General features: G+C 63.6%; 25 protein-coding genes and 1 tRNA gene. 4 read left to right on the top strand and 22 right to left on the bottom strand.

Annotated features, from left to right (window positions below; genetic code table 11):
* Positions 1-233: 233 nt before the first annotated feature.
* From DQG17_RS18645 to DQG17_RS18580, 15 genes are all read right to left on the bottom strand, one after another.
* Positions 234-911 (bottom strand): DUF3987 domain-containing protein, encoded by a 678-nt coding sequence (locus tag DQG17_RS18645; protein ID WP_116134380.1) that lies wholly within the window; start codon positions 909-911, stop codon positions 234-236.
* Complete coding sequence (locus DQG17_RS18640; protein WP_116134379.1) at positions 809-2,515, bottom strand: PriCT-2 domain-containing protein; 1,707 nt, start codon at positions 2,513-2,515, stop codon at positions 809-811. Before DQG17_RS18640 ends, DQG17_RS18645 begins: the two co-directional genes overlap by 103 nt.
* A complete protein-coding gene (locus DQG17_RS18635) occupies positions 2,515-2,739 on the bottom strand; it encodes a DUF6511 domain-containing protein (protein ID WP_028030858.1) in 225 nt (74 codons plus the stop codon). Before DQG17_RS18635 ends, DQG17_RS18640 begins: the two co-directional genes overlap by 1 nt.
* Positions 2,736-4,475, bottom strand: coding sequence for a DEAD/DEAH box helicase (locus tag DQG17_RS18630; RefSeq protein WP_116134378.1), 1,740 nt, complete (start codon positions 4,473-4,475; stop codon positions 2,736-2,738). Before DQG17_RS18630 ends, DQG17_RS18635 begins: the two co-directional genes overlap by 4 nt.
* Positions 4,469-5,413, bottom strand: a complete 945-nt coding sequence (locus DQG17_RS18625) for a PD-(D/E)XK nuclease family protein (RefSeq protein WP_116134377.1) — start codon at positions 5,411-5,413, stop codon at positions 4,469-4,471. The genes DQG17_RS18630 and DQG17_RS18625 overlap by 7 nt, the downstream gene beginning before the upstream one ends.
* A complete protein-coding gene (locus DQG17_RS18620) occupies positions 5,413-5,778 on the bottom strand; it encodes a hypothetical protein (protein ID WP_116134376.1) in 366 nt (121 codons plus the stop codon). Before DQG17_RS18620 ends, DQG17_RS18625 begins: the two co-directional genes overlap by 1 nt.
* A gap of 66 nt (positions 5,779-5,844) precedes the next feature.
* The gene (locus DQG17_RS18615; protein WP_116134375.1) at positions 5,845-6,351 is read right to left on the bottom strand and encodes a DUF669 domain-containing protein; all 507 of its coding nucleotides are present in this window, start codon (positions 6,349-6,351) and stop codon (positions 5,845-5,847) included.
* A 22-nt stretch (positions 6,352-6,373) separates the two neighbouring features.
* Positions 6,374-7,120 (bottom strand): ATP-binding protein, encoded by a 747-nt coding sequence (locus DQG17_RS18610; RefSeq protein WP_116134374.1) that lies wholly within the window; start codon positions 7,118-7,120, stop codon positions 6,374-6,376.
* On the bottom strand, positions 7,120-7,605 hold the full coding sequence (locus DQG17_RS18605) for a hypothetical protein (RefSeq protein WP_116134373.1): 486 nt from the start codon (positions 7,603-7,605) through the stop codon (positions 7,120-7,122). The genes DQG17_RS18610 and DQG17_RS18605 overlap by 1 nt, the downstream gene beginning before the upstream one ends.
* A 10-nt stretch (positions 7,606-7,615) precedes the next feature.
* Complete coding sequence (locus DQG17_RS18600) at positions 7,616-7,825, bottom strand: AlpA family transcriptional regulator (RefSeq protein ID WP_116134372.1); 210 nt, start codon at positions 7,823-7,825, stop codon at positions 7,616-7,618.
* A gap of 277 nt (positions 7,826-8,102) precedes the next feature.
* Positions 8,103-8,939, bottom strand: coding sequence for a hypothetical protein (locus DQG17_RS18595; protein ID WP_116134371.1), 837 nt, complete (start codon positions 8,937-8,939; stop codon positions 8,103-8,105).
* Positions 8,914-10,101, bottom strand: coding sequence for a hypothetical protein (locus tag DQG17_RS18590; protein WP_116134370.1), 1,188 nt, complete (start codon positions 10,099-10,101; stop codon positions 8,914-8,916). Before DQG17_RS18590 ends, DQG17_RS18595 begins: the two co-directional genes overlap by 26 nt.
* Positions 10,102-10,208: 107 nt before the next feature.
* Positions 10,209-10,586, bottom strand: a complete 378-nt coding sequence (locus tag DQG17_RS22035) for an ImmA/IrrE family metallo-endopeptidase (protein ID WP_232829502.1) — start codon at positions 10,584-10,586, stop codon at positions 10,209-10,211.
* Positions 10,583-10,930: a hypothetical protein gene (locus tag DQG17_RS22030; protein ID WP_232829501.1), complete on the bottom strand. Its 348-nt coding sequence runs from the start codon at positions 10,928-10,930 to the stop codon at positions 10,583-10,585. Before DQG17_RS22030 ends, DQG17_RS22035 begins: the two co-directional genes overlap by 4 nt.
* 10 nt (positions 10,931-10,940) lie before the next feature.
* Positions 10,941-11,267 (bottom strand): helix-turn-helix domain-containing protein, encoded by a 327-nt coding sequence (locus tag DQG17_RS18580; RefSeq protein ID WP_116134369.1) that lies wholly within the window; start codon positions 11,265-11,267, stop codon positions 10,941-10,943.
* A gap of 236 nt (positions 11,268-11,503) precedes the next feature.
* On the opposite strand from DQG17_RS18580, the gene DQG17_RS18575 reads away from it, so the two are divergent.
* Both DQG17_RS18575 and DQG17_RS21780 read left to right on the top strand, forming a co-directional pair.
* Complete coding sequence (locus DQG17_RS18575) at positions 11,504-11,905, top strand: hypothetical protein (protein ID WP_157973678.1); 402 nt, start codon at positions 11,504-11,506, stop codon at positions 11,903-11,905.
* Between the two features lie 23 nt (positions 11,906-11,928).
* On the top strand, positions 11,929-14,112 hold the full coding sequence (locus DQG17_RS21780; RefSeq protein ID WP_157973677.1) for a hypothetical protein: 2,184 nt from the start codon (positions 11,929-11,931) through the stop codon (positions 14,110-14,112).
* A gap of 19 nt (positions 14,113-14,131) precedes the next feature.
* Here the strand turns inward: DQG17_RS21780 and DQG17_RS21775 are convergent, their stop codons facing one another.
* From DQG17_RS21775 to DQG17_RS18550, 6 genes are all read right to left on the bottom strand, one after another.
* Complete coding sequence (locus DQG17_RS21775; protein ID WP_157973676.1) at positions 14,132-14,905, bottom strand: hypothetical protein; 774 nt, start codon at positions 14,903-14,905, stop codon at positions 14,132-14,134.
* Positions 14,895-15,449, bottom strand: coding sequence for a hypothetical protein (locus DQG17_RS18570; RefSeq protein WP_157973675.1), 555 nt, complete (start codon positions 15,447-15,449; stop codon positions 14,895-14,897). Before DQG17_RS18570 ends, DQG17_RS21775 begins: the two co-directional genes overlap by 11 nt.
* A gap of 227 nt (positions 15,450-15,676) precedes the next feature.
* A complete protein-coding gene (locus DQG17_RS18565; RefSeq protein WP_116134366.1) occupies positions 15,677-16,312 on the bottom strand; it encodes a hypothetical protein in 636 nt (211 codons plus the stop codon).
* Complete coding sequence (locus DQG17_RS18560; RefSeq protein ID WP_157973674.1) at positions 16,309-16,806, bottom strand: hypothetical protein; 498 nt, start codon at positions 16,804-16,806, stop codon at positions 16,309-16,311. Before DQG17_RS18560 ends, DQG17_RS18565 begins: the two co-directional genes overlap by 4 nt.
* 19 nt (positions 16,807-16,825) lie before the next feature.
* On the bottom strand, positions 16,826-17,866 hold the full coding sequence (locus tag DQG17_RS18555; RefSeq protein WP_116134364.1) for an endonuclease/exonuclease/phosphatase family protein: 1,041 nt from the start codon (positions 17,864-17,866) through the stop codon (positions 16,826-16,828).
* A 367-nt stretch (positions 17,867-18,233) separates the two neighbouring features.
* Positions 18,234-18,310: transfer RNA gene (locus tag DQG17_RS18550), tRNA-Met, on the bottom strand.
* A 241-nt stretch (positions 18,311-18,551) separates the two neighbouring features.
* Between DQG17_RS18550 and DQG17_RS18545 the strand changes: the two genes are divergently transcribed.
* Complete coding sequence (locus DQG17_RS18545; RefSeq protein ID WP_232829500.1) at positions 18,552-20,150, top strand: alpha/beta-hydrolase family protein; 1,599 nt, start codon at positions 18,552-18,554, stop codon at positions 20,148-20,150.
* A gap of 6 nt (positions 20,151-20,156) precedes the next feature.
* Positions 20,157-21,035 carry a dienelactone hydrolase family protein gene (locus tag DQG17_RS18540; protein ID WP_157973673.1) on the top strand — a complete coding sequence of 293 codons (879 nt, stop codon included), beginning with the start codon at positions 20,157-20,159 and terminating at the stop codon, positions 21,033-21,035.
* Positions 21,036-21,230: 195 nt separating this feature from the next.
* Here DQG17_RS18540 and DQG17_RS18535 read toward each other — a convergent pair whose 3' ends face one another.
* Positions 21,231-22,628: a GntP family permease gene (locus DQG17_RS18535; RefSeq protein ID WP_198666194.1), complete on the bottom strand. Its 1,398-nt coding sequence runs from the start codon at positions 22,626-22,628 to the stop codon at positions 21,231-21,233.
* Positions 22,629-22,718: the final 90 nt, after the last annotated feature.

Below are 22,718 nucleotides of genomic sequence, written 5' to 3'. Positions count from 1 at the left end.
TCTTCATGGGGTATGTGTCTGGCTTCCATCCCCACCCACGCGCGCGAGGGTCTCTGGGAATGCAATGGTGCCGGGCGTTTCGAGACGCATCCCCACCCACGCGCGCGAGGGTCTCTGTGTGGAATATTGAAAGAAGCCCCGCGCGCCGGATTTCCGTTGCCGGACGGAGGCTTGGGCGGGAACTTCCTTCAAATGAAGGATTGGGGCCTTTGAAGGAAGCATCGTCCCGGCCCTCACCGCATCGCCCGGAAGCGCATGGCCTTCCGCCCCCCGGTCTCCTGCTCGACCGTGGCGATGTCGCCGCTCTCGACCAGCGTGAGCAGGATGTCGTCGCGGTCGCGCGCGCGGAGCCATTGCGAGGCGCGGGTCAGCTCGGACTTGGTGACGCCGGCCGTCCCCGCCTTGCGGATGATCTCGCGCACGCGTTTCAGATGCGCCTCGGTCTCGGTGTCGGCGACGTGGCGCTCGACGGCGTCGATGATGCGCCGGGCGAAATGGCGCACGAAATCGATGGCCCAGAGGGCATCCTCGACCCGGATGACGGGATGGACCGCATCGCGCCCCACGGCCAAGACGAGCGCGACCTTGGCCGTGTTCTCCGCGATCCGGGCGAGGATCGGCGTGTGGAACGTGCCGGCCGCGGCCCTGAGCTCGGCGGTGATCTCGTCGCCGAGGGCGTCGAAGCGCGCCTGCGCGTCGTCGTCCATCGGCACGGTCATTGGATCGACGGCGGTCTCGGGCCCGGAGGTCTTGCCGGCGAGGTTGCCGCGCGCCCCGCCGCCCTCGGCAAGGCGCTGCAGCCCTTCGATCAGCGGTCGCGGCGACGTGCGCAGCCCGGCACGGCGGTTCTCGTCCGGATAGTCCTCCTCGCTCGGCAGGATGATGAACCGGGCGAGCGAGCCGTCGACCACGTTGGCGCCCTGCAGCGCCCCCAGAAATGCAGCGGCGTCGTCGTGCCGTAAACGCAAAGGCAGGGCTGGACGATGTCGCGCCGCTCGTTCGAGCCGTCCCGGTTGGCGTATTCCGCGCCGAGGAAGACCCCGCAGGCGGCGGTGTAGAGCTCGGTCATGTTGTCGAGGATCTCGGTGATGTGGCGCGGGCTGCGCTTGCGGTCGGCCGCCGCCGAGAGAAACATCCCGAACTCGTCGATCTGGAACAGGATCGCGGGTTGACGGTGGAGCGCGGTCAGGAGCCCCGCGCCGGAGGCGATCTTGTTGCCGCCGAGGTGATGCGCCAGCCCCGCCGCGAAGAACAGCTCGTTGACGACCTCTCGGGCGTGGTTCTTGCCCGATCCGCTGTCCGCGATGCCGACGATGTAGAGGTTCGTGCGCAGGTCGGTCGTCGTACGGTAGCGCCGCCCCATCAGCGCGCCGAGGGCGCAGAGGCTGGCGCCCACCGCGAGAAGCGGCTGCGGTCTGCGCGCCGTGTCGATCATGTAGCGCGCGAGATCGCCCACGAGCCCGCCCGGGATCGTCAGCGTGAACGATGGCGCAGGCGCGAGGATCGGCATCGGGGCTTCGGGCTGGGCGAGCCGCGCGAGGAGGCCCGCCGCGGGATGCTCGTCGGCGGCACAAGCCTTCTGACTGCCGTCGAGCAGCAGGTCGGGATCGGGACGCCAGCCCTTCTCCATGGCGAGGTGATAGATCGTGCCGGCGCCGATCCGCGCGGGCTTGAAGCTCGTCCATGCCTTCGCCGTCGCGGCCGGGTCGTTCTTGGCCGCCTGCGCCGACCAGTCGGCGAAGAGCGTCGCGCCCTCCTCGCCCAACGCGCCCTTCAGCGCCATGCCGATGCGCATCCAGCTGTCGTTGTCGAGCTCGGCGTTCGGCAGCCAAGCGAGCGCGCTCCGGATCGCGGCCAATGTGCCAGCTTGCGCATGGGCCGGCAGGCAGGGGTGTCCCGCTCCATTCCCCCCCTTCGCACCGAGGCTCTTCGGGCGCAGCTCGGGCGGGATCAGCGCCAGCGCCTCGTCGAGGAACGCCGCCGCCTTTTCCGCGTCGATTTCGGGCAGGCTCTCGATGTCGAGATCCGCGAGCCCCTCGTCGGGCCAGGCATAGGGGCGGCCGGTGTCGGGATGCTCGGCGTAGGCCACGAACTGCTGTCCGAGGCAGAGCATTTCCAGGGGCGCGCGCCGGATCCCGGCGAAGGGCTCTTGCGTGCGATAGACCATCAGCCGCTTCGGCGGCTTTCCGATCCTGAGCGCCGGCGTATCGCCCAGCTGTTCGCGGGCGAGCCGCTCGATGCGCAGCGCCAGCTCGCCGTCCTCGGCGATGTCGATGTCGAGCGCGGCGACCGCGCCGCCGACGATCCCGACCCCGCAGTCCGGCCAGCTGGACCAGGTCGCGACCTCGAGCTCAGTAGTGGCGCGGCTCGCATGCCGGTTCCACTGGGCGTAGTCGTGCCAGGCCGCGCGGGCGAACTGGCCGGGCTTCTTGGTGCCGGGCGCGATCGGCAGGATCGCGTAGCCGTTGGTCACGAGACGCGCGCCGACGCGCGCCATCCACGAGGTGTCCGCCATCAGAAGGGCACCTCCGGGATCATGCCGTCGAGCCGTGCACGGTCCTTCGCCGCCAGGTCGCGCAGGTGGTCGCAGTAGCCGGTGACGATCACCTCGACGAAGGTGTCCCACTCCTCCTCGCTGAGTTGGGCGAGATCGGTCCGGCCGAGGCTGTCGAGATAGGCGCCGCCGGCCTTTCCGCCCTCGACCATGGCCGCCGTCTCATTGGGGGTCGGATCGATCATGCCCGACCTCCGGTGGCAGATGTCCTGGCAAACCCGGCTGCAGAGGTCTCTGCGGCTCGTGTCGCGCCGCGGGTCGGAGACGCGGAAGCGCGCGTCGAACCAGCCCCAGCCGCGGGGTTCTCGATGGCAGACGGCGCAGAGCCTGGCACGGCTGTGAGGCATGGGGCGAACCTGTAGGCGGTGATTTCGGTGAAGCGGCCCGCGGGGCGAACGGCGATCTCGGTGGGGCGGCGCAGCCGGTCCGCCAGGATGAGCGCCTCATCGACGGACTTGGGAACGTCCAGCTCGGGCGCCCGCTCGCGCCACCAGCTCGCGGCCTTCCGGCGCGGATAGCCTTCGTGCTCGATGCAGACCCATTCCGTGTGGAAGGCGAGACCGCAGCGATAGGTGACCTTCAGCGAGACCCGCCCGCCGCGCTTCTCGTGGCGGCTGTAGGTGACGTCGGAGACGCCGACCCATTGCGGCTTGCCGGTGGACAGCACATCCAGCGTCGAGGCGGTCGGCTCGAGCTTCAGCTCGCGGCCGGGGAACTCGAAACCGCAGTCGGGGCATTCGAGCGCGGCGATGGCCACGATGGTCCCGCATTTCGGGCAGATCTTGGTGGGCGGCGGCCCGTCCCCCGGACCGCCCGGCCGTTTCGGCCGCACGAGATCGATGGGGCCATGCCGGCGGACATTGCCCGCGAAATCGAGAACGAGGCAGTTCTCCTTGCCCGCGGCGAGCCGCGTGCCCCGTCCGGCCATCTGGACATAGAGCCCTGCCGACTTGGTGGGCCGCAGCATGGCGATCAGATCCACTGACGGCGCGTTGAAGCCCGTCGTCAGCACGCCCATCGAGGCAAGCGCCCTAATCTCGCCGCGCTTGAACGAAGAGATGATCGCGTCGCGCTCGTCCTTCGGCGTCTTGCCGAAGATGGTGGCGCAGCTCACCCCGCGGCGGCGGAACTCCTCGGCGACATGGGTGGCGTGGCGCACGCCGGAACAGAAGGCGAGCCAAGACCGGCGCGTCTCGCCATGGACGATCACTTCGGCTACGGCCGCGCGCGTGATGGCGTCCTGGTCGACCGCGTCCTCTAGGTCGCGCGCGATGAACTCGCCGCCGCGCGATCCCACGCCCGTCACGTCGAGCCGGGTCTGCGTCTGCTTCGAGATGAGCGGGGCGAGATAGCCCTGATCGATCAGGTCGCGGACGGACACCTCGTAGGCGATGTCGGTGAAGAGCGCATTCTCGCCCTCGTGCAGCATGCCGCTGTCGAGCCGGAAGGGCGTCGCCGTCAGCCCGATCACCTTCAGCGCCGGGTTGATCGCCTGCAGGTCATTGAGGAAGCGGCGATACATGGTGTTCGACCGCCCGGGGATCAGATGGGCCTCGTCGATCAGCACCAGATCGGCATGGCCGATGCGCGTCGCCTTGTCGTGGATCGACTGGATGCCGGCGAAGAGGATCCGGGCCCGCGCATCGCGGCGGCCGAGACCGGCCGAGTAGATGCCCGCCGGCGCCTCGGGCCAGAGCCCCAGCATCTCGGCATGGTTCTGCGCGATCAGCTCGCGGACATGGGTTACGACGAGCACGCGCTGGTCGGGCCAGGCCTTGAGCACGCCGTCGATGAAGGCGGCCATGACGAGGCTCTTGCCGCCGGCCGTGGGGATCACGACGAGCGGGTTGCCGCTCTCCTTCTCGAAATAGCCGTAGATCGAGGCGATCGCAGCCTGCTGGTAGGGGCGCAGGGTCAGCATGCGGCGGCCTCCTCTTCGCGGGCGTCGTTGGTCCAGGCCGAACCGTCGCGCATGCGGTAGGAGACGAAGTCCTCGCCTGCGTCGCTCACCTCGCCGGGGACTAGATCGGGGATGAACAGGTGCCGGGCGCAGGCGCGGCGCTGGTCGGAAGGGTCGAGCAGCCGGTCGTGGCGCGCGCAGTGCCAGCCGCCTTCGATGGGCGTCGAATGCAGGCAGGACCGGCAGGTGACAGCCGCAGCGTCCCCACCGTGGCAGAGCCCGTGGTGGTCGCAGAACCGGCACTCGAACCAGGCGGGATCCGCGCTGATCCGCTCGGGCGGATGCTGGGCGAAGATGATCCGCCGCGCCTTTTCCAGCAGGCGCTCGCCCGTCTCGGGGCCGGCCGGGACGCGCTCGATGTGCAGCGCGTCGGTGTCCTTGCAGACCGCAACGTAGAGCGCCCGCGTGATGCCGGTCAGGTGCATGTACACCTGCATCTGCGCGGCGTGCTGGGGCTTGGCGAGCGCGACGCCCTTGGCGATCAGCTCGGCAAAGCTCTTCGCGGAATGCGTCTTGAACTCGACGACGTGCCAGGTCTTCGGCGCCTCCAGGAGCCCGAGGGCGACGGCGTCGAGCGAGCCGCCGAAGTGCCCGCCATGGGCCTCGACGCGGAACTGCCGCCCGGTCTCGGGATCGACCTCCAGCACCGTCGCGCCGGTGGCGCGCAGATCGCGGACGAGCCGGGCCTCTTCCAGCTGGCCGGTCTCAAACAGGCGCAGGATGCGGCCCGTGTGCCGCGCGGGCGTTGCCCAGCGGAAGTCGTACCAGAGCGCGCGGGCGCAGGACTTGCCGATCAGCGAGGCACCGAGGTGGTCGCGGAAGCCGTCGCCCTGCCGGGCCTCGTAGGAGGCGTAGATCGCGGAGAGGGTCGGCGTCGGGGGTTCGGGAAGCTCGGCCATCAGCACGCCTCCTCCCGCTCGAGCCGTGCCCGCGCCTCCGCCAGCACGGCCGTCCAAGCGGCGCTGTCATGGCGTTCGCGCAGGACGGCGATGATCATGTCCTTCAGGCGCTCGCGCCGGCGGCGGCCGCCCTGACGGGCGACGATCTCGGCGCGCTCGCGGTTGAGGTGGCGCAGCGCCGTGCGCGCGCGGTGAAACCAGTCGGGGTCGATCGGCTTGGCCGTCCGCTGCCGTGTCAGATCCGCGGTCGCGATCTGCGTGCGGATCTTCGCGATGGCGTCCTCGATCTCGATCAGGCGCCGGGTGTCGTCAGGCAGGCCGGGGGCGTTCGCGGCCGCGCAGGCCGCGTCGGGGTTGTTGGTCATGGTCAGTCTCTCGGGTCTGGCGATCTCCGGACCGCCGCGAGTCTCAGCCCGCGGCGGCCGAGGGCGTCAGCTCTTGCGGTTCCAGGGCGCGGTGGCCGGGCGGGCGGGCGCCGACTGGACGGGCGCGCTGGCCGGCTGCGTCGCGGCGGGCTTGGGCGGGGTCGCCTGCGCCGGGGCCTCCGGCACCAGGTAGCGGATCGTGTTGCGCTCGCCGTAGCCGTCCTTCGGGGGCTTCACCCCCACCTGGATCGTCATCGGGATCAGGTGCAGCTCCTCGCTGTCGTTCACCTGCAGCTTGCCCGTGGCGTGGCAGATCGCCGACAGCGTGCGCTGCGCGATCTCGACCGTGGTCGGGTTGGCGTTCACCAGGTTCAGCTGGTCGAAGACCTTGCGGCCCTGCTGCGGCCCCTCGAGGATGTCGAGCATCAGCCAGAGATACTTCCCCATCCCGTTCTTGGTGACGCGCATCTCGCTCTCGACGATCTGGGCGCGGTACTTGCCCGCGGGCAGGATTTCGTAGGCGGTGGTTGGCTCGATGCCGGCGGCATCAAAGGCGGTGTCGAAACGTGCCATCGTTCTGTCCTTTCAGTCGTAATCAGGCGGATTGGGGCATGGCGGCCAGGAACTCCGACCACTCGAGCGGGAGGGTTTCCGGCAGGCCGTAGCGGTTCTTGGCGAGGAAGGCGGGGCGCTCCTCGGTGTGCATGACGCGCGCACCGGACCCGAGCGCCCGGGTCACCTTCTTGTTGAAGCCCACGTCGGACTTGCTGACCGAGATCCGGTAATTGGCGAAGAGCACCACGTCCGAGTGCTCCTGCAGCAGCGCGGAGGCGCGCGCCTGCAGCTTGATCACGTACCGGTCGTAGGGTTCGTGCTCGGGGCTGTCGAAGCGCTTGATGTCGGTGTGGGCGATCTGGATGACCGCCATGCCCTTCCGGTCGCGGAGCCCGTTCAGCTTGTCGATGTATTCGCGCCAGATGTTCAGCGCCTCGGCGTAGCCCTTGCCGAAGCCGGGGCTTTCGATCGACTGCCAGCCGTTGCGCCGGCAGGCCTCGGCCCAGATCAGCGGCTCCAGCCAGTCGACGCTGTCGACCACGACCGTACGATAGTCGTGCGCCTCGTTCAGCAGCGCGTCGAGGGCCTCCGCCACATCGGCGTAGCTGGTCGCCAGCGGGAAGTGTGGCACCTGCAGCTTTCCGAGCCCATCCTCGGTCATGATGAAGACGGGCGCATCGGCGCCGGCCGCGAAGGTCGATTTGCCGATCCCGGCAACCCCGTGCATGAGGATGCGCGGCGGTCGGAGCGACGTGGTGGTGCGCAGGGAGGCGAGCGAAATGGCCATCAGCGCGCCTCCTCGCCGAGCAGCAGCCGGAGCTTGGGCTTGCCGGTGCGGACCGTGCGCGCGGGCTCGAACTCTTGGCGGATGTCCGTGGGCCAGGCGGTGTACTTGCGTTCGGGCACGCTGAACGCGATGTCGGCGTACTCGGCGGGGTCGGCGCCATCGGCCCGGATCCGCTCGACCAGACCGGCGAGCATCGCCTGATCCCAATCGACGCGCTTGGGGAGCTCGGCGACCACCGTGACCGGGCCGTCCTGCAGCCTGACCGTGCCGGTGTCCTTGCTCTCCGCGCGGCGAGCCTCCTGCGCGTCGTCGCCGTACTTCAGCGCGATGGCCCCGACGATCCAGTCGTAAAGATTCTTGGCGGCGCGCAGCTGCTCACAGGCTTCGTCTTCTGCGAGCGCCAGTTGCTCACCAGAAAGGGCAATGATCTCGTCGATCGACATGGAGGGCAGATCGTCGAGGGGGATGCGGTTAGGGATCGTCATGACTACCCCCTCACGCCAGCTTCACGGCAGGCTTTTCGGCCGTGCTCGAACAGTGCCGGTTGGCCTCGTGGGCCTCGACATCCTCGAGCCGGTAAACGACCCGGCCGCCGATCTTGATGAAGGCGGGGCCCTCACCGGTCCAACGCCAGCGCTCCAGCGTGCGCGGGCTGATCTTCCATCGAGCTGCCAGCTCGACTTGGTTGAGATGCGTGACTGACATCGTCGTCTCCTTCGCGACTAGCCGAATGCCTGCGAAGGACGATGGGGGAGCGCCGAGGAGGGCAGCGGGAGGGCGGATGGAGGGGAGACGGGAGGTATGCAGAACGGGGCCCCCGAAAACGAAAAAGGCCGCCCCGAAGGACGGCCTGATCGTCGTGATTTTGGTGGCGTCACACCTCGAGCCAGGCGCTGGAGCCGCTCTCCCGGATGACCTCCTGCCACGTAGGGTGCCCGTCGAAGAGATTCTTCAACCGCCTCACGGAGGGGCCGCACTCGGCCTACTCGAGGATGCGCGCGACGGGCAGCACCGGATCCCCGTCCAGCCAGGCCTCGGCGAGCATGGCGACGGCGATCTTCTGCTTGCCGCCAGCGAACTCGTGCCACTTGCCATGCACAATCAGCACGCCGCCGTCGCCGGAGACCCAGACGGGTTCTTTGTGCGACGGGCCCTTCAGCAGGCGGGCGGTCAAGACCTCCGGGGCGACTGCAAGACCATCTTCATGATCGACCACGTCTGCCAACGCGACGAACTCATGGCCCCGGATGAAGCGGAAGCGATGCCGATCCGGAGGGTCGAGAAAGAGTACCACACGAAGCCCGTCGGCTGGGCGGCGCGCAACGAGCTGGCAGAACTCCTCGAACACAGCCGGTGTCGTCAGACCGCGAGCGACCCAGATCCCGACACGCGCCCTTCGCTTCGGCAGCCGCGCCGTCCCGAAATCCAGCACCGCGCCATCGAGATACGGCACCGGGTCCTTGCCGAGTGAGCAATCGAGCCGGGCGACCACCCGCCGAGCTGCCGCCAGCATGTCCAGCGCATAGACCTGGCGGCTGGCGCTCGCCCGTTCGTCGTGCCAGACTGCGTTGCCGAGATGACCATTATGGCCAGTGATCGGGTGGGCGATGACGGAAGTCGGGGTGTCGTCCAAGTCGTCCTCGGCAACGACGGCCATGGCGCTGCCGCGCTGCACGATCAGTCCGGCGTCCATCAGCGTCTTTCCGGCGCCGCGCATGTGCGCCAGCGCCATGGCCGAAACCCGCGCGTCGCGGGTCCCGGCGATGGACGAGAGCAGCCGGCGGGCGGCGAGATCAATCCTCGAAGAGCTGCAGGTCATCGACCAGGATCCCCCAGCGCCGCAGGTACTTCTCGCCGATCATCTGCTCGGTCGCGGTGCGGTCCTTCAGATCGCAGCCATGAGGCCAGGTGATCGTCAGGGCGAGCGTACGCCGCCTGTCCCCTCCCGGGCGGCGGGCGAGCTTCACGGCGATCTTGGCCCGTGTGACCACAAACCCTTCGCTCAGGGGCGTGCGATCCCCGAACCTCTCTTCCGCCTTCGTCCAGATCGTCTCGTCGGCGCGCGCGGGCTTCTCCAGCGTCACCCTAAAATCGCTGTCGTCGATCGGCATGAGCCGCAGCTCGCGCACCTCGACGCCCTCGATCCCGTCCTCCGGATCGACCGGGAAATCGTAGGGTGCCAGCAGCACGGACAGGTCATAGCACCGCAGCGGCAGGCGGTTCTCCTTGAACTCGATGCCGAGGAGGTGCGTGACGGTGGCCCTCACGATCTCGCCCCGCGTCGCCTTGTCGTTGGCGATCACTTCGATGCCGCCGGTTGCGGGTTCGTAGGTCACCGCGGCCTCGAACACGGGACGATAGGCCTGCCGGACGAGAGACCCCTTGTCGTCGAAGCGCAGCAGGTCGTCGGGCCGCCCCTCGCGGTAGATCGTCACCTGAACGAGGTCGCATTCGTCGCCCTCATGGGTCGTCCGCACCCGGTCGAAGATGTCGACATGAGCATGGGCGGCGCCCGAGAACTCCTTGATCGCGGAGACGAAGGCGTGGCAGGCTGACGCGTCGCGCTGCACGACGCAACCGGCGTCGGTCATGTAGCCGGCCCACATCCGACCGCGCCGGCGGTCCTCCGTGAACCGGACTTCCTCGGCATGACGAAAGCGGTCCTGCGCGTTCAGGAACATCCAGAGCGACCGCGCGTGCGGGTTCGCAAGGTCGTCGAGGAGCGCGGGATCCTCGGCCACGCTGTAGATTGCGGCCTGCCCCGGCTCGTCGGACAGGGCATGGACGCGCTCGGCGTCGTTCGAGATCCGGTCGCGCTGGACGCGGGACATCTTCTCGATGGCGCCGAGAAGCGGCTTGGAAAGATCGGCGTCTGATGCTGGCCAGTCGAACTCGGTGGGCAGGCCGATCTCCGGCCGGTCGAAGTATTCGCGCAGCGCCTCGCCGGGCGTCTTGCGAAGGAAGGCGGACAGTGCAGTCACCGTGATCTCCTTTCTGGCGATTCCATGTATCGGCTGATCTGCTAATTAGCGTATATCGCGCCGGAAGGGAATCAATCGAAAAAATACGCACTTCCGCGGATTCGCGATCAGCGACCGAAGAGCGAGGCCTGTCCGTGTGCCGAAGTGATCAGGTTCAGCTTCAGCAACCTGATGCGGGCGGCCTCTTCGGAAACCGCGAACCGCTCCATAACCATCTCGATCAGCCGCGCGGCATGCTCCGTCGAAACGTGGACATCGCCATGCAGCTCGCGCGGGCCACAGTAGTCGGAAACGAGGCGACGGACCGGCGTGGCCGGCATCAGCAGCGCGCCGCTGATATAGCCAGCCTGCCATTCCATCCTGTCGGACTGCGGGGCGTCCAGGATGTTGTCGCGCTTCGAGATCGCCTTGTTCGCATTCACGCCGCGCTCGAGCAGGTCGCCGTTGGCGAACTTCTGCGCCCAGAGGGGCCCGTGAAACTTCACATGCCCGACTCATGCGTGAGCGTGGTGCGGAAGCGATTCTCGCGCCGTTCGTCGGCCGCGATGCGTTCCGAGATGGAGACCTGCGGTCCGCGGTCGGGGAAGAACTCGGTCACCCCTTCGACATCGGCGCCATACGCGGACAAGTCGGCATAAGGGTCGAGGTCCGCATCGTGCATCTCGATCAGCACGGTCAGGTCATCGGTCGCCACGGGGTAGTCGACCGTCCCGCGGCGCTTCAGCAGAGGGTCCCGGATCAGTCGCTCGCATTCATTGTCGAGATCCCGCGCCTCGTAGAAGGGTCGCTCGGCAAAGCGGCCCGTGTTGTCACTGATCATCTTCACCATGCCAACCTCCTTACTCCTTCAACGTCTTCCTGAAGTTGGCGAAGGCCTCGACGACCTTGTCCGGAGTGGACGCATCCGGCCGCAGATCATCCGGTAGCCGGCCTGCGAGTGCGTATAGGTAGTCCTCCGGGATGTTCAGGATGCCGGAGAACTGACGGATCAGGTGCCCCGAGCTGGGGCTGCGTCGATCGTGCTCGATGTCGTTGAGGTACTGCGGGGATATCGACCCGCCGCCCTCTTCCTTCATCACGCGCGCTGCGAGCTCCTTCTGGCTGAGACCGAGTGCCTTGCGGGCCCTCGAAATCGCCTGGCCGAAGGTCACACCGTCGGCGGACATGGCCGGTTCATCGCTTGCTCTCCCTGTCAATCCGCTTGTTCGCGGATTTTTCCGTTGATACGCTAGTTTGCGTAGGGCTTCAACGGTCGAAACATCGGCGAAGACAGCTTCCAGCGGAGATCGGTTTGAGCTGCCACCGATCCAGGCGCCTCAGTGCCTCGGGGGCGTACCGCTTTGCGATCGACCAGGCCCGTGCTAGCCTTCAACACAGGGATTTGTGGGCCGGAGGAGCGGGCTTGCATTTGGTCATCGTTCTTAGAACTCTTACTTTGTTCGTCTGCGCACTGTCAGTCGCAACCTTCTTTTCGCGGGCGGTTTCAGCCGCCGAGCCTCAGATCAAGATCGCGCAACCGGGACAAAACATCACTGTCTGGGACGGCTGGAACGTCAACGCGACGATCTTTGTAAAGATTGATGGCGGCCCCGGCGAAGATTGCATCAAGCTCTGGTGGATCAGAATGGGCATCAATTCTGACACTTGGGACGTCTGCGATCAGGTCGAAGTAAAGATCAATCTCCCCTTGATTTATGGAGAACTTCGCGCTGGTCATTTTCAGCGGGAGACTGCCGTCGCCGTGAGCGACAATGCATCCGTAGCCTACAGCATCGAACTCTGCGATCGGGTTATCGACTGCTAGTCATTTGATTGAGGAGAGATTTGATGCACAAGCTTTTTCATAAACTAGCTCTCCTCTTAATATGCACGATCAGTCTCTCCGGTTGTTTCGAAGAGACCATAAAAGAGCTGGTTGATGAAAAGTTTCCTCCGGTTGACGCTGCGCAGTACCGAGAGAAAGCAATTGCGACAAGCGCAGCCTCCCTGGAGGCCATGCAGTCGCCGGATGTGGCGGCTGTCCTGAGGCTTGATGACGTTCGCAAGGCCATAGAGGCTACGGATATTCTCAAAAAAGCGAACGTGAGGGACGTAAGAGTCGAAGGGGACAGCCAACTCCTGTTGGCCGACATTCACATCGACGGCGTTTTTACATCTTCGATGTTCCCCGAAATGGATGCCGATAGCGCAGCTCTCCTCGATTCCCTGAAGCCCAAACTTGTTGGTGTGCTCAAGATCGGCGCTTCAATAGCAAGTGCCGTCGCCGCAGGCGATGGGCCGGACCTGTCGCTTGAATTTCAGGCCCTTCCGCTCTTCCGAGAGGTTCGTATCGAAGAGCTGACCGTTGCCGAGGACGTAGAGCTCGCCACACCAGCGGACTTCATTGCCGGTATCATAAACAAGTTCGCCGACAATATCTCCGGCGAACTCAGCCGGGCCAAGTTTGCAAAACTCACCGTACCCGCTTCTCCAGTCGAGTCGCTGGAGACGTCCATCGACAACTCCACGACCCTGGATGATGGCACCAAGATTGATGTGTCTTTAACGGGGCGGCCAGTATCGTCTCCGTTTTTCGCGAAGGCCGTAGCTTTTAAGATCGATTCTATAGATGTCTCTGTTCTTGTCGATCTCGCTCCAACTGGAGAGTCAGTATCGAATCTTCCGACACCTGACCCGGCCCCGGCTTTCGCGACATTCGTTACCGCATTCGATGGTCGGTTAGGTGAATTGGTGGCGACGAGCGAGCGTCCCGATGCAACTTGGGCTGCGCTTTCGAAGTTTAGTATCTCACACCTGATTAACTCCGCCTTCCAGCAGGCAAATCTATGCCTTGATGCCGAAGCGAGTGTTCCGAAGCAAAAATTTACGGAGACGATCGAAATACCAGATGAAAACACGATTGACTGCACTCCTACGAAAGTTTGCACACCAACACGCGATTGCACTCCCAACAGGAGCTGCGAGCAAACGGAGGATTGTCGTCAGACGCGGGATTGTCGTCAGACGCGGGATTGTCGTCAGACGACGGATTGCAGACAAACGCGAAACTGTAGGATGTGTGTTCTTGGTATCTGTGGAAATGATCCGGTTTGTGAAGCAGAGAAAGTCATCGCAAAAGGTAACTGCGAAGCGAATAAATCCGCAGCTAAGGCGGCCTGCGAAGCTGAAAAAACAGCAGCTAAAGGGGCCTGCGAAGCTGAAAAGAAGGCAGCGCATGACGCCTGTGAGGTGCGAAAATCTGGACGAAAGGCTGAATGTGAGCGCCTAAAGTCGCAAGAAAAAGCACAGTGTGAAGCGGAAAAGGCGGGTGAAAGGCTCGCTTGTGAAGCTGAGAAGACAGGTAAGAAGACATTGTGTGAGGGGCATAAGGAAGGACTGAAGCGGCTTTCACGACTCGGCAACGTTGCTAATGTCGACAGCTTTGCTCAGGCGACAGGACGGTTGCGCATATGCGCGCCAAAGGTCGTCTTCGATCCTGCGCTCGCAAATCTCGCGATGACTCTTGGCATCGAAGGACAGGCAGACGCACGCGTCGGTGTGGAATGGATGTCTCTTGACATCGCGGGGCACGCGACATGTCCTTTCAACTGGACCGAGCACAAGGACCTAACGGTGACTGTGCCGCGCCAAAACGTAAAGGTTAAGAGCAGATTGGAATACGTATTCAAAGAAGAAAGTCTTTGGATCACGGCTAACGTACGAACTTCAGAGCTGAGAGCAAGGCTGCGTCCTTCTCCAACTGAGCTAATTCTGAAATCCTACAACATGCAGGCGGCCTGCCCCTTGCTTGGTGGTTTAATAGGGGCTGTGCGAGGCCCTACGGTGCTCGTCGATGCATCTGGTGCCATCCCTGAAATGAGCGGCAATTTCGTGTTCCCAGGAGAAACGCGAAAGTTCGAGTTCGAGGTCGAGCCGGTTGTATTCGACATTCCAAGCATCGCAGAGCGGGGGAAGGCTTCCGTTAAGTCAACGGACAACGCAATTCTGGTTTATGTTCAATATTCGCAGTAGCTGGGATGCAAGAACAAAATTAGCAGTCAATTTTCTCGCACGTAGAGTCAATTATTTCTAGAGCCCTATTTACTAACTTACTGCCAGCCGTAGCAGCCACTTGAAAATACGCGTCCCCACCAAGACGCTCTGCCTCTGAGGATAAGAACATTGCGCCAATCCACTCGCGTGCGGTCGGAGGGCCAACAGAGGCGTCGCGCAACAATACACCATCGACTACAAAGATCCCGATGTTGTCAAAGAAAAGGGTCATGGCCTCTGGCACATTGTCCAACGTGCTTACACTTAGCTGAAGCCACTGCTTGGCCGCTGCTTCCTCAGACGGCAAAACTTGACCATCTTGGAGAAAGCTCGGAGCTTCGATCGGAATGGCAGTTCCAAGAGGCAGGTCCTGCACCTGGCGGCGAAATTGCTCTCCAGCTCGAATCTCAACCGCACGTTGCGCTTCGCACTGCAGTTTTTCCTGCGATTTTAGGCGCTCACAATCAAGCCTAGCAGCGGCCTTGCTCGCTTCGCATTGCGCTCGTTGCGACTCGAAATAGCTCTTCTCCGCAGCGCGCGCTGCTTCGCATGCTGGATCATTGTATCGTATGCCGAAAAGCAGCTTTGTGGTGCAGTCCCTAGTTGGAGGGCGTCGGTTGCAATCTATGGTTGACGTGCAATCGCGAATCACGGCGCAATTTCTTAAGGTTCCGACATTGTACTCTTGCGCAATTGCAGTGCTTGTTAACACAAATAAAATGCAGGTGAAGTACGCGAAAATCCACCTCTCTGGTGTGGCTTTATGCATCATCACACGCACTCTTTTTTAGAAGGTCCAAGGACTCCGCCGATGCATCTTCAGCATCTTTGACTTTATCTTTCAGGAGATCGATCTCTGTTTCGAGCTGCAACGCGAGTCGACGATCCCCGCGATGCGGAGTCCCTGCATTGCCGCGCTCTATCACCTCAGCTAGTGAAAGCTGTTTGGAAGTAAGTTCTTGAAGAAGGAATCGGGACTGGGTTTGGTTATGAATAAGGCTAATATTCGTATTCAGTAGGCACTTGATCTGATCAACCTGTTTCTGCGTCGCGAAAACACCATAAACCCAGAGAAGGCCGCCAAGGAAAAACACCAAAATTGCGACAAACTCTTTGTAGTCCTTCAGCCGCCCGAGCAACTGATTGAGTGGTGGCATAGGTTTGTCTTTGTCGGTCTCAGGAGTACCCTTTGATGGAGCCTCCGTGGAATCGGAAACAGAAACCTCGCCCGCCTCGGTTAAAGGTTGTGTTTCATCGACTTCACCAAGACGGGAGTCGGGTTTTTCCGATTCTTTGTCGCTATCTCCGATCACCATTGTCAGTCCCTGCCGGGCGAATAGCTAGCTACTGCGCGCCCTATGCGCCACAACTAACAATTTGACCCTCAGTGCCTCAGGGTCGCCTACAAACTCATTGTGCTTGTGAGACACCATAACGTGTCATCCCCGCTCCGCATAGCGACAAGCGTGGCATAGGGATAGAGTTTACCTGGACCCTGTGAAGGCGGAGCCGAGGCGCGGCCACCCGCTGCAGCCGGACGGCCTCAGGGAGCCGAACCATGCGTCTGCCGCCTCGAGCCCGCAACGAAATGCCCCCAGACCACCACACAGCCCAAAAGCAGGAGCAGCAGCAACGCATCGCTAAACCAGAACCATTCCTGCCCGAACGGCGCTACTCCGTCCTTGGGATGAAATCTGAAACACGGACTGTTTTCGCAATCGTAGCGAAGGGCCGCCGTGCGGCTGCTGAAAAATCCGGGAGCGAGAGATGTCGTTGCTTCCCAAAGGCTGATGCGGCTTTTCGTTACGTAGACGTAAAGGCTGGCAGCTGTGGCGGCCAGCGGTAGCACGAGCGTTACAGAAAGCGCGATGCGCGCAACGAAGGGATCACGGGCCTCGGTCTCCACCTTGACAAGTCGGGGCCAGCTAAGACCCGCCCGGGCGTATTCAGACCCCGCGTACCGCCGTGCAAGTATGCCGAGCCCGAGCAGACCTGCCGAGCAAATGAGGGCGCCCCAGAATGCGACTGTAACCATCGCGTCGTCCTGGACGAGGGCATCATCCGTAGGAAAGACTGAATAACCGCCCGTCCGCAAAAAGACGAACGTGGCGACACTGAGGCCGATTGTCGCGGCGGCGAGCCAGCTCCAGATATTGTCGTATGGGCTCTCTCCGGTCATGGCTCCACTCCCGCAGCAACGCTTAGCGCTTCACAGGCATCGATAAGGCCGCTGCGCACTTCCTCGGTCAGAGCCGCCTCGATCTGGCCGGAGAACTGCTGGATCGCAAGCGCGAATGTGCCGCCAAACTCGCCAAGCTCAATGGAGACGTCCCCGATTTCGCAGGAGGCCAGATCGATTTCGGGACGGGCGGTCAAGCTTGCCGTCGCATCCCCCGGGAACAAGGCCTGGCCCGAAGTCTGGCATGCGAGGCTGCCATCCATTGAGATCGCCAGCAGGTCATCGCGCAGCGAAATGTCCGCAGCCGGAACACGGACTTCCTTCAGACGGTCAATGCTGACGGTGCCGAACACCGTGTCGGTCTTGAGTCCGCTGCACGGCTGCTCGGCGACGATGAGACGGTCAAGGACGGTGTGGGCGCTGACCGCGTCTGCGTTCACAGCGAAAGCGGCGATACTGACGCCAACGCCAGCAAAGAACCTGAAACCGGACATGAACCCCCGCATCTCTTGCTCAGGAGCCCGGCGCGCGCGGCGCAGGCTTCCATTTGAAGGAAGCGCGGATTACGCCGTGGTCGGCCGTACCGCTCACCTTGTGATCGTCGTAGTTGAGGTGGTCGTTCTCAACAGTCATCTCATCAAACGCCCAAAGGCGATCGGTCGAGTTGTCATAGAACTGCTCACTGAACAGGATATGGTCGAGGCACTCCCGCTGTTTCTTGAATATGTGAGTGTAGTAGACGTCGCGAGTCGAGCGGTACTCCTGCAGGGTCTGCGCCGTGTACAGCGCATTGTCGCCGCCCCCTTCCGAGAGCGGGCTCAAGTACTGCGGCTGCTCGGTCAGAATATTGAGCGTATTGGAATTGTCGCCATCATTCATGTCGCCGATGACCACCACCGGAGCGTGAGTGCCTTTGGCAATCTGGGTGATAAGAACCCGAAGCGCTGCCGCTTCCGCCGTGCGCCGCACGGTCGAGATCGCATAGCCAAGTGCGGTGACGTGGGGGCCATGAACATCGCGCTTGTACCAATCCCTTTCCCGCCAAACCTCGGCCGGTCGCCGCGACTTGAAGTGGCAGACAAACACATGGATGACCGGGGTCCGCGGGTCCGGCCTGACCTGCGCGTGTAGTACCGGGCGTGAAAAGCTGCGCAGATTGACTTCGATCGTCTCCTGCTGCGGATCATCGCCGGTGCTTCTGAGAACCGTCTCTGCCGGGAAATCGGTGATCCACTCAGGATCGGCAACAAGCATGTCAGACCTTACGGCACCGGCGCAGACGATGCCGTTCCCGGCATGATCCGGTGGCACGAGCGCGGTATGCGTATTCTTGAGCCCCGCGCCCTCGATCACCTGGTCCAGTGCTTCTGCGGCCCAGAGCTCTTGAAAACCCACGAAGTCGGCTGCGAGCCGGCGCAGCATCTGCGCCGACCAGGTGACCTTGCGATCATAAATCGCTTGCTCCCATCCGTCCGAGTCCGAGTAGACCTTCTTTCCGGGAAGCTGCAGGTTCAGGAGATTGAAGCCTGCAAAGGAAACGTCACGCGCTGCCATGGTCAATATCTCACATTGGGCAAGTTCTTTAGAAATGACCCCCGTTGAGAGGTATGCTGCCGTGCGTAGCGGGCCCTCGCAACGATTTCTTGACCGGAAGCGCCTCTTGCCGTCCTGCCATCGTGCAAAGCGCCTTGGTGTGCGCGTATGGATGCCCCTTCAGAGCACGGCATAGACACATTGGTCGTTCCATGCTTCTTCCGTACTGAGGGTTGGGCGCGACTTCGCGAAGGCGCGGGTGTACGGATTTTCGAAGCGATATGAAGGACTTCGGCCCTTCTTGCTTCCATAGTGCTTCCACGGGTGGTGGAAACGCAAACGCCGCCCGTGCGGGCGGCGTTCAAGCGTTTGATAACGCGAAAGAATTTGGTTGCGGGGGTAGGATTTGAACCTACGACCTTCAGGTTATGAGCCTGACGAGCTACCGGGCTGCTCCACCCCGCGCCAAGAGCCGTCTAACTAGGGCTGGTTCGGGATGGCCGCAAGGGGAAAAGGACCGTCTCCGACAAAAAACTTTCACAAAGTCCCGAAAGTCAGACCGGGGTCATTCCTCTTGGGGGGGCCGGGGGCGCATGCTAACCAGACGGCGTCGGCAATGCATGGGTGACGCATGGTTGAGAAGGGTCTTTTCTCCGGAATCGGGCGGCCGGAGTCAGGGTGGGGGTTGCGGGCGCCGGCGGTGATCGTGGCCGCGCTCTGCTTCGGGGCGACGCTGACGCCGTCGATGCTGCCGAGGGATCCGGTGATCCAGGGCGCGCTTGGCGGGGCTGTGGCCGTGATCGGGTATTGGGTTGCCACCTATGTCTGGTGGCTCTGGCGTTTTCTCGAACTGCCGATGCCTGACGCGCGGCATTCCCGCTCGCTTCGACTTGTGTCCGTCGGCGTGGCGCTGCTGATTTCGATGGCCTTTCTCTGGAAGGCTGCGGATTGGCAGAATGTTACCCGTGCGGTGATGCATCTCGACGCTGTCGAGACCTCGCAGCCATACGTGATCGGTGGCGTGGCTTTCGCGGTCTTTTTGGTGTTGCTGCTGTTGGGCCGGCTCGTGGGCTTTCTGATGTGGCGGCTCGACCGGCTGCTGGGGCGGGTGATGCCGCAGCGGATCGGGCTGTTCCTCGGCTTCCTGCTGTCGGTGTTCCTGGTCTGGACGCTGGTCGACGGGGTGCTGGTGCAGCGGATCCTCGAGGGGGCCGATGCGTCGTTCGAGGCGGCAGACCTGCTGATCGAACCCGAGACGCCGCAACCCACAGATCCGATGAAGACCGGCAGCGCCGCGTCGCTGGTCAAGTGGGACGAGATGGGGCGCTGGGGCCGGCGTTTTGTCAGCGCTGCACCGACCCTTGCGGAGATCGAGGAATTCCATCCTGAGGGCGCGATGGAGCCGGTCCGGGTCTATGTCGGCCGCCGCTCTGCCGACACACCCGAGGAACGCGCCGAACTTGCGCTGAAGGAACTGATCCGCACCGGCGGCTTTGACCGTTCGGCCCTGGTCGTGATGGTGCCCACCGGCACCGGCTGGATGGATGCGGGCTCGCACGATGCGCTCGACATTCTGCTGGGCGGCGACGTGGCGACGGTGACGGTGCAGTATTCCTATCTCACCAGCTTCCTCGCGCTGCTGGTCCATCCCGAATATGGCATCGATCAGGCGCGCGCGCTGTTCAACGTGATCTACGACTACTGGACGACCCTGCCCAAGGACAGCCGGCCGAAGCTCTATGTCCACGGCCTCAGCCAGGGCGCCTTCAATTCCGAAATGACCCTGCCGCTGCTCGATCTGCTGGCAGACCCCATCGATGGCGCGCTTTGGGTCGGCTCGCCGTTCCTCAGCCCGATGTGGGCGCAGATGCGGGATGGCAGGCAGCCTGACAGCCCGGCCTGGCGTCCGCGCTGGGGCAACGGGTCGCTTGCCCGCGCCACCAATCAGCAGGGCTTCGATCCGCTGGTCACTGGCGCCTGGGGGCCGATCCGGCTGGTGTTCCTGAACTATGCCAGCGACCCGATCGTCGTCTTCACCTTCGACAGCGGCTATCGCCGGCCGGACTGGATGCGCGGTCAGCGCGCCTTCGATGTCTCGGAACAGCTGCCGTGGATCCCGGGCGTCACCATGTTCCAGATCGCGCTCGACATGGTGATCTCGTTGCAGGTGCCGGGCTTCGGGCATTTCTATATCGCGCCCGACTATATCGACGCCTGGGCCGCGGTGATGGAACCCGAAGGCTGGAGCCCCGGGCGGTCCGCCGAGTTGAAGGCAATCTTCGAACGGCGCCCCGCGCCCTGGTGAATGCAGATGCAACGACGATGGATCTGGATCGTTTCGGGGCTTGGTGCCATCGCGGCTGCCATGGGATTGCTCGGGTGCAACACGTATCTGCGCTACCAGGGCTGGTCGGTGGAACGGCAGGACCCGGAAGCCCTGGCACAGATGCTGCGGCCGTCCTATCGCGTTCAGTTACCGTCGGGGCCGGGGCCATTTCCGACCGCGATTCTGATCTCGGGCTGCGACGGGCCGAAAGACAACCTTGGCCGTTGGGCGGAGGCGCTGAACCGGATGGGCTGGGGCGCGATGATGGTCGACAGCCACGGACCGCGAGGTCTGACGGAGGCGCAGCTCTGGCGTCTGGTCTGTGCCGGGCAGGTCCTGACCGGTGGCGAACGGGCCGGCGACATCGCGGTTGCCCTGGCCGATGTGCGGGCCATGCCGCGGGTCGATCCTGACCGGATCGTCCTCATCGGCAGTTCGCATGGCGGCTGGTCGATCCTCGATCTGCTGTCGCTGAGCGGGCAGGGAAGACGGCCTTTCAACCTCGCGCGCTGGCCCGAGGGACAGGGCGACATGGGGCTTGACGGGGTGGTCGGCGCGGTCCTGCTCTATCCCTACTGCGGTGTCGGTAGCCAGGTCTCGCGCCACGGCTGGAGCGCCGATCTGCCGGTGCAGTTTCTGGTGGTCGAGGACGACACGATCGTCAACGAGGAGGCGTGCCTTGCTGTTGCCGAGCGCATGAAGGCAAACGGGCTTCCGGTCGAATGGCATGTGCTGGAAGGCACGACCCACGGCTTCGACCAGCAGGAAAAGTCGCTGTTCAGCACGCTGGAGTTCTCGCCCGAGGCCACGAAACAGGCCATCGCGCTTGTCAAAGGGTTCCTCGGTCGGATTGGCGCGCAATAGAGATCTGGGAATGCCCGAGAGGAGCGCTGCGATCGTCTGGCGGCGTATCGCGATGATCGCGGCGGTGTGTGCCATCGTTCTGCGCGCTGTGGGTCTGGCACTGACCGGCCAGCGTCGCTCAGACCGAGGTTCAGACACCGCCGATGAAAGAGCCGAAGGGAGGCCCCCGACCTTCATCGGCGGTGTCTGTCCCGATCAGCCGAAAAGTGCGTTGCAGATCAGCAGCATGACCAGTGCCGACGCCCAGGCAAGCGTGGTGGGCACCGACCAGACCAGCATCTGGTGTTTGGCGTATTTCACTCCGAGCATCCGGTTGATGACCCAGAAGTAGCTGTCATTGAAATAGCCGAAGACCATCGACCCGATCGAGGCAGCCTGAGCCGCGAACACCATGTTCACATCTGGCATGGCCGCGAGGATCGGTGCCGAGATCGAGGCGCCGGTGATCATTGCCACGGTGCCCGAACCCTGGATCAGGCGCACCAGCGAGGCGATCACGAAGGGGATCAGGATCGCCGGGATCGGCAGGCCCGCAACCGATTGGCCGATCACGTCACCGGCGCCCGAGTCGCGCAGCACCGCCCCCAGGGCGCCGCCCGCGCCGGTCACCAGCAGGATGATGCCGGCGCTTTCCACGCCCTGTTCCATGTATTTGATTGCGTCGTTGCGCGGGGTCTTCGGCAGCAGGGTGTAGACGGCGACCAGCAGACCGATGCCGACAGCAATCACCGGGTTACCGATGAAACTGGCAATCTGTACCGGCACCGAGCCCGCCAGCGTCGGATCGCCCGAAGCCTTGACGATGAGGGTGGCGATTGTGTTGAGAAAGATCAGCACGATGGGCAGGATCAGCGGCGCGGTCGACAGAAGCAGCGAGGGCAGTTCCTTGTCGCGCTCGTCGGCTGCGACCTTGAAGGCGCGATAGGCGGCCCCGATGTCTTCACCGGTGTCCTTTTCGATCATCTTCTCGATCCGTGGCCCCATGCGGCGGGCATAGGCAACGATCACGAACGTCCCGGGAATGGTGAAGACGACGCCCCAGAAGATCATCAGGCCGATATCGACGTTATAGATCCCGGCAACGCCCAGCGGCCCCGGTGTCGGCGGCACGGCGTGGTGGGTCAGCATCAGACCGCCGGCCAGACAGATCCCCAGGGTCAGGATCGACTTGCCGGTGCTGCGCGCCAGCGCCTTCACGAGCGGCGTCAGAATGACAAAGGCCGAGTCACAGAAGATCGGGATCGACACGATATAGCCGGTGATCACCAGCGCCCATTCTTCCTTCTTTTCGCCGAGCCAGCGGACCAGCGTATAAGCCATCTTCTCGGCCGCGCCCGACACTTCGAGCACCCGCCCCATCATCACGCCGAAGCCGATCACAAGGCCGATGGTCGAGAGCGTCTTGCCAAATCCGGTGGTGATCGAACTGACAACGTCAGACGGCATCATGCCGCCGATCAGGCCCGCGATCGAGGCCGCGATGACCAGCGCGACGACAGCGTGGACCTTCGTCTTGACCACAAGAAAGATCAGAATGAAAATGGCCAATGCGAGGCCAAATATGAGCTGGAACTCCATTCCTGGTTCAGCCATGGGGATACTCCTCCGAGTGGGCGCGCTCTTTTTTGCGCTTTGATGTCGTTGGCCGTGACAAAGGTGGGCCGTCCCGCGCAGAGCGCAGGG

The sequence above is a fragment of the Tropicimonas sp. IMCC34043 genome (assembly GCF_003390845.1).
GTDB lineage: Bacteria > Pseudomonadota > Alphaproteobacteria > Rhodobacterales > Rhodobacteraceae > Tropicimonas.
This window is presented reverse-complemented; position numbering and strand designations above follow the sequence as displayed.

Coding starts and splice junctions, on each gene's coding strand:
- DQG17_RS18640 (WP_116134379.1), bottom strand. CDS start 2,515: ATGGCGGACACCTCGTGGATGGCGCGCGTCGGCGCGCGTCTCGTGACC.
- DQG17_RS18635 (WP_028030858.1), bottom strand. CDS start 2,739: ATGATCGATCCGACCCCCAATGAGACGGCGGCCATGGTCGAGGGCGGA.
- DQG17_RS18630 (WP_116134378.1), bottom strand. CDS start 4,475: ATGCTGACCCTGCGCCCCTACCAGCAGGCTGCGATCGCCTCGATCTAC.
- DQG17_RS18625 (WP_116134377.1), bottom strand. CDS start 5,413: ATGGCCGAGCTTCCCGAACCCCCGACGCCGACCCTCTCCGCGATCTAC.
- DQG17_RS18620 (WP_116134376.1), bottom strand. CDS start 5,778: ATGACCAACAACCCCGACGCGGCCTGCGCGGCCGCGAACGCCCCCGGC.
- DQG17_RS18615 (WP_116134375.1), bottom strand. CDS start 6,351: ATGGCACGTTTCGACACCGCCTTTGATGCCGCCGGCATCGAGCCAACC.
- DQG17_RS18610 (WP_116134374.1), bottom strand. CDS start 7,120: ATGGCCATTTCGCTCGCCTCCCTGCGCACCACCACGTCGCTCCGACCG.
- DQG17_RS18605 (WP_116134373.1), bottom strand. CDS start 7,605: ATGACGATCCCTAACCGCATCCCCCTCGACGATCTGCCCTCCATGTCG.
- DQG17_RS18600 (WP_116134372.1), bottom strand. CDS start 7,825: ATGTCAGTCACGCATCTCAACCAAGTCGAGCTGGCAGCTCGATGGAAG.
- DQG17_RS18595 (WP_116134371.1), bottom strand. CDS start 8,939: ATGACCTGCAGCTCTTCGAGGATTGATCTCGCCGCCCGCCGGCTGCTC.
- DQG17_RS22030 (WP_232829501.1), bottom strand. CDS start 10,930: ATGGTGAAGATGATCAGTGACAACACGGGCCGCTTTGCCGAGCGACCC.
- DQG17_RS18580 (WP_116134369.1), bottom strand. CDS start 11,267: ATGTCCGCCGACGGTGTGACCTTCGGCCAGGCGATTTCGAGGGCCCGC.
- DQG17_RS21780 (WP_157973677.1), top strand. CDS start 11,929: ATGCACAAGCTTTTTCATAAACTAGCTCTCCTCTTAATATGCACGATC.
- DQG17_RS21775 (WP_157973676.1), bottom strand. CDS start 14,905: ATGATGCATAAAGCCACACCAGAGAGGTGGATTTTCGCGTACTTCACC.
- DQG17_RS18570 (WP_157973675.1), bottom strand. CDS start 15,449: ATGGTGATCGGAGATAGCGACAAAGAATCGGAAAAACCCGACTCCCGT.
- DQG17_RS18565 (WP_116134366.1), bottom strand. CDS start 16,312: ATGACCGGAGAGAGCCCATACGACAATATCTGGAGCTGGCTCGCCGCC.
- DQG17_RS18560 (WP_157973674.1), bottom strand. CDS start 16,806: ATGTCCGGTTTCAGGTTCTTTGCTGGCGTTGGCGTCAGTATCGCCGCT.
- DQG17_RS18555 (WP_116134364.1), bottom strand. CDS start 17,866: ATGGCAGCGCGTGACGTTTCCTTTGCAGGCTTCAATCTCCTGAACCTG.
- DQG17_RS18540 (WP_157973673.1), top strand. CDS start 20,157: ATGCAACGACGATGGATCTGGATCGTTTCGGGGCTTGGTGCCATCGCG.
- DQG17_RS18535 (WP_198666194.1), bottom strand. CDS start 22,628: ATGGCTGAACCAGGAATGGAGTTCCAGCTCATATTTGGCCTCGCATTG.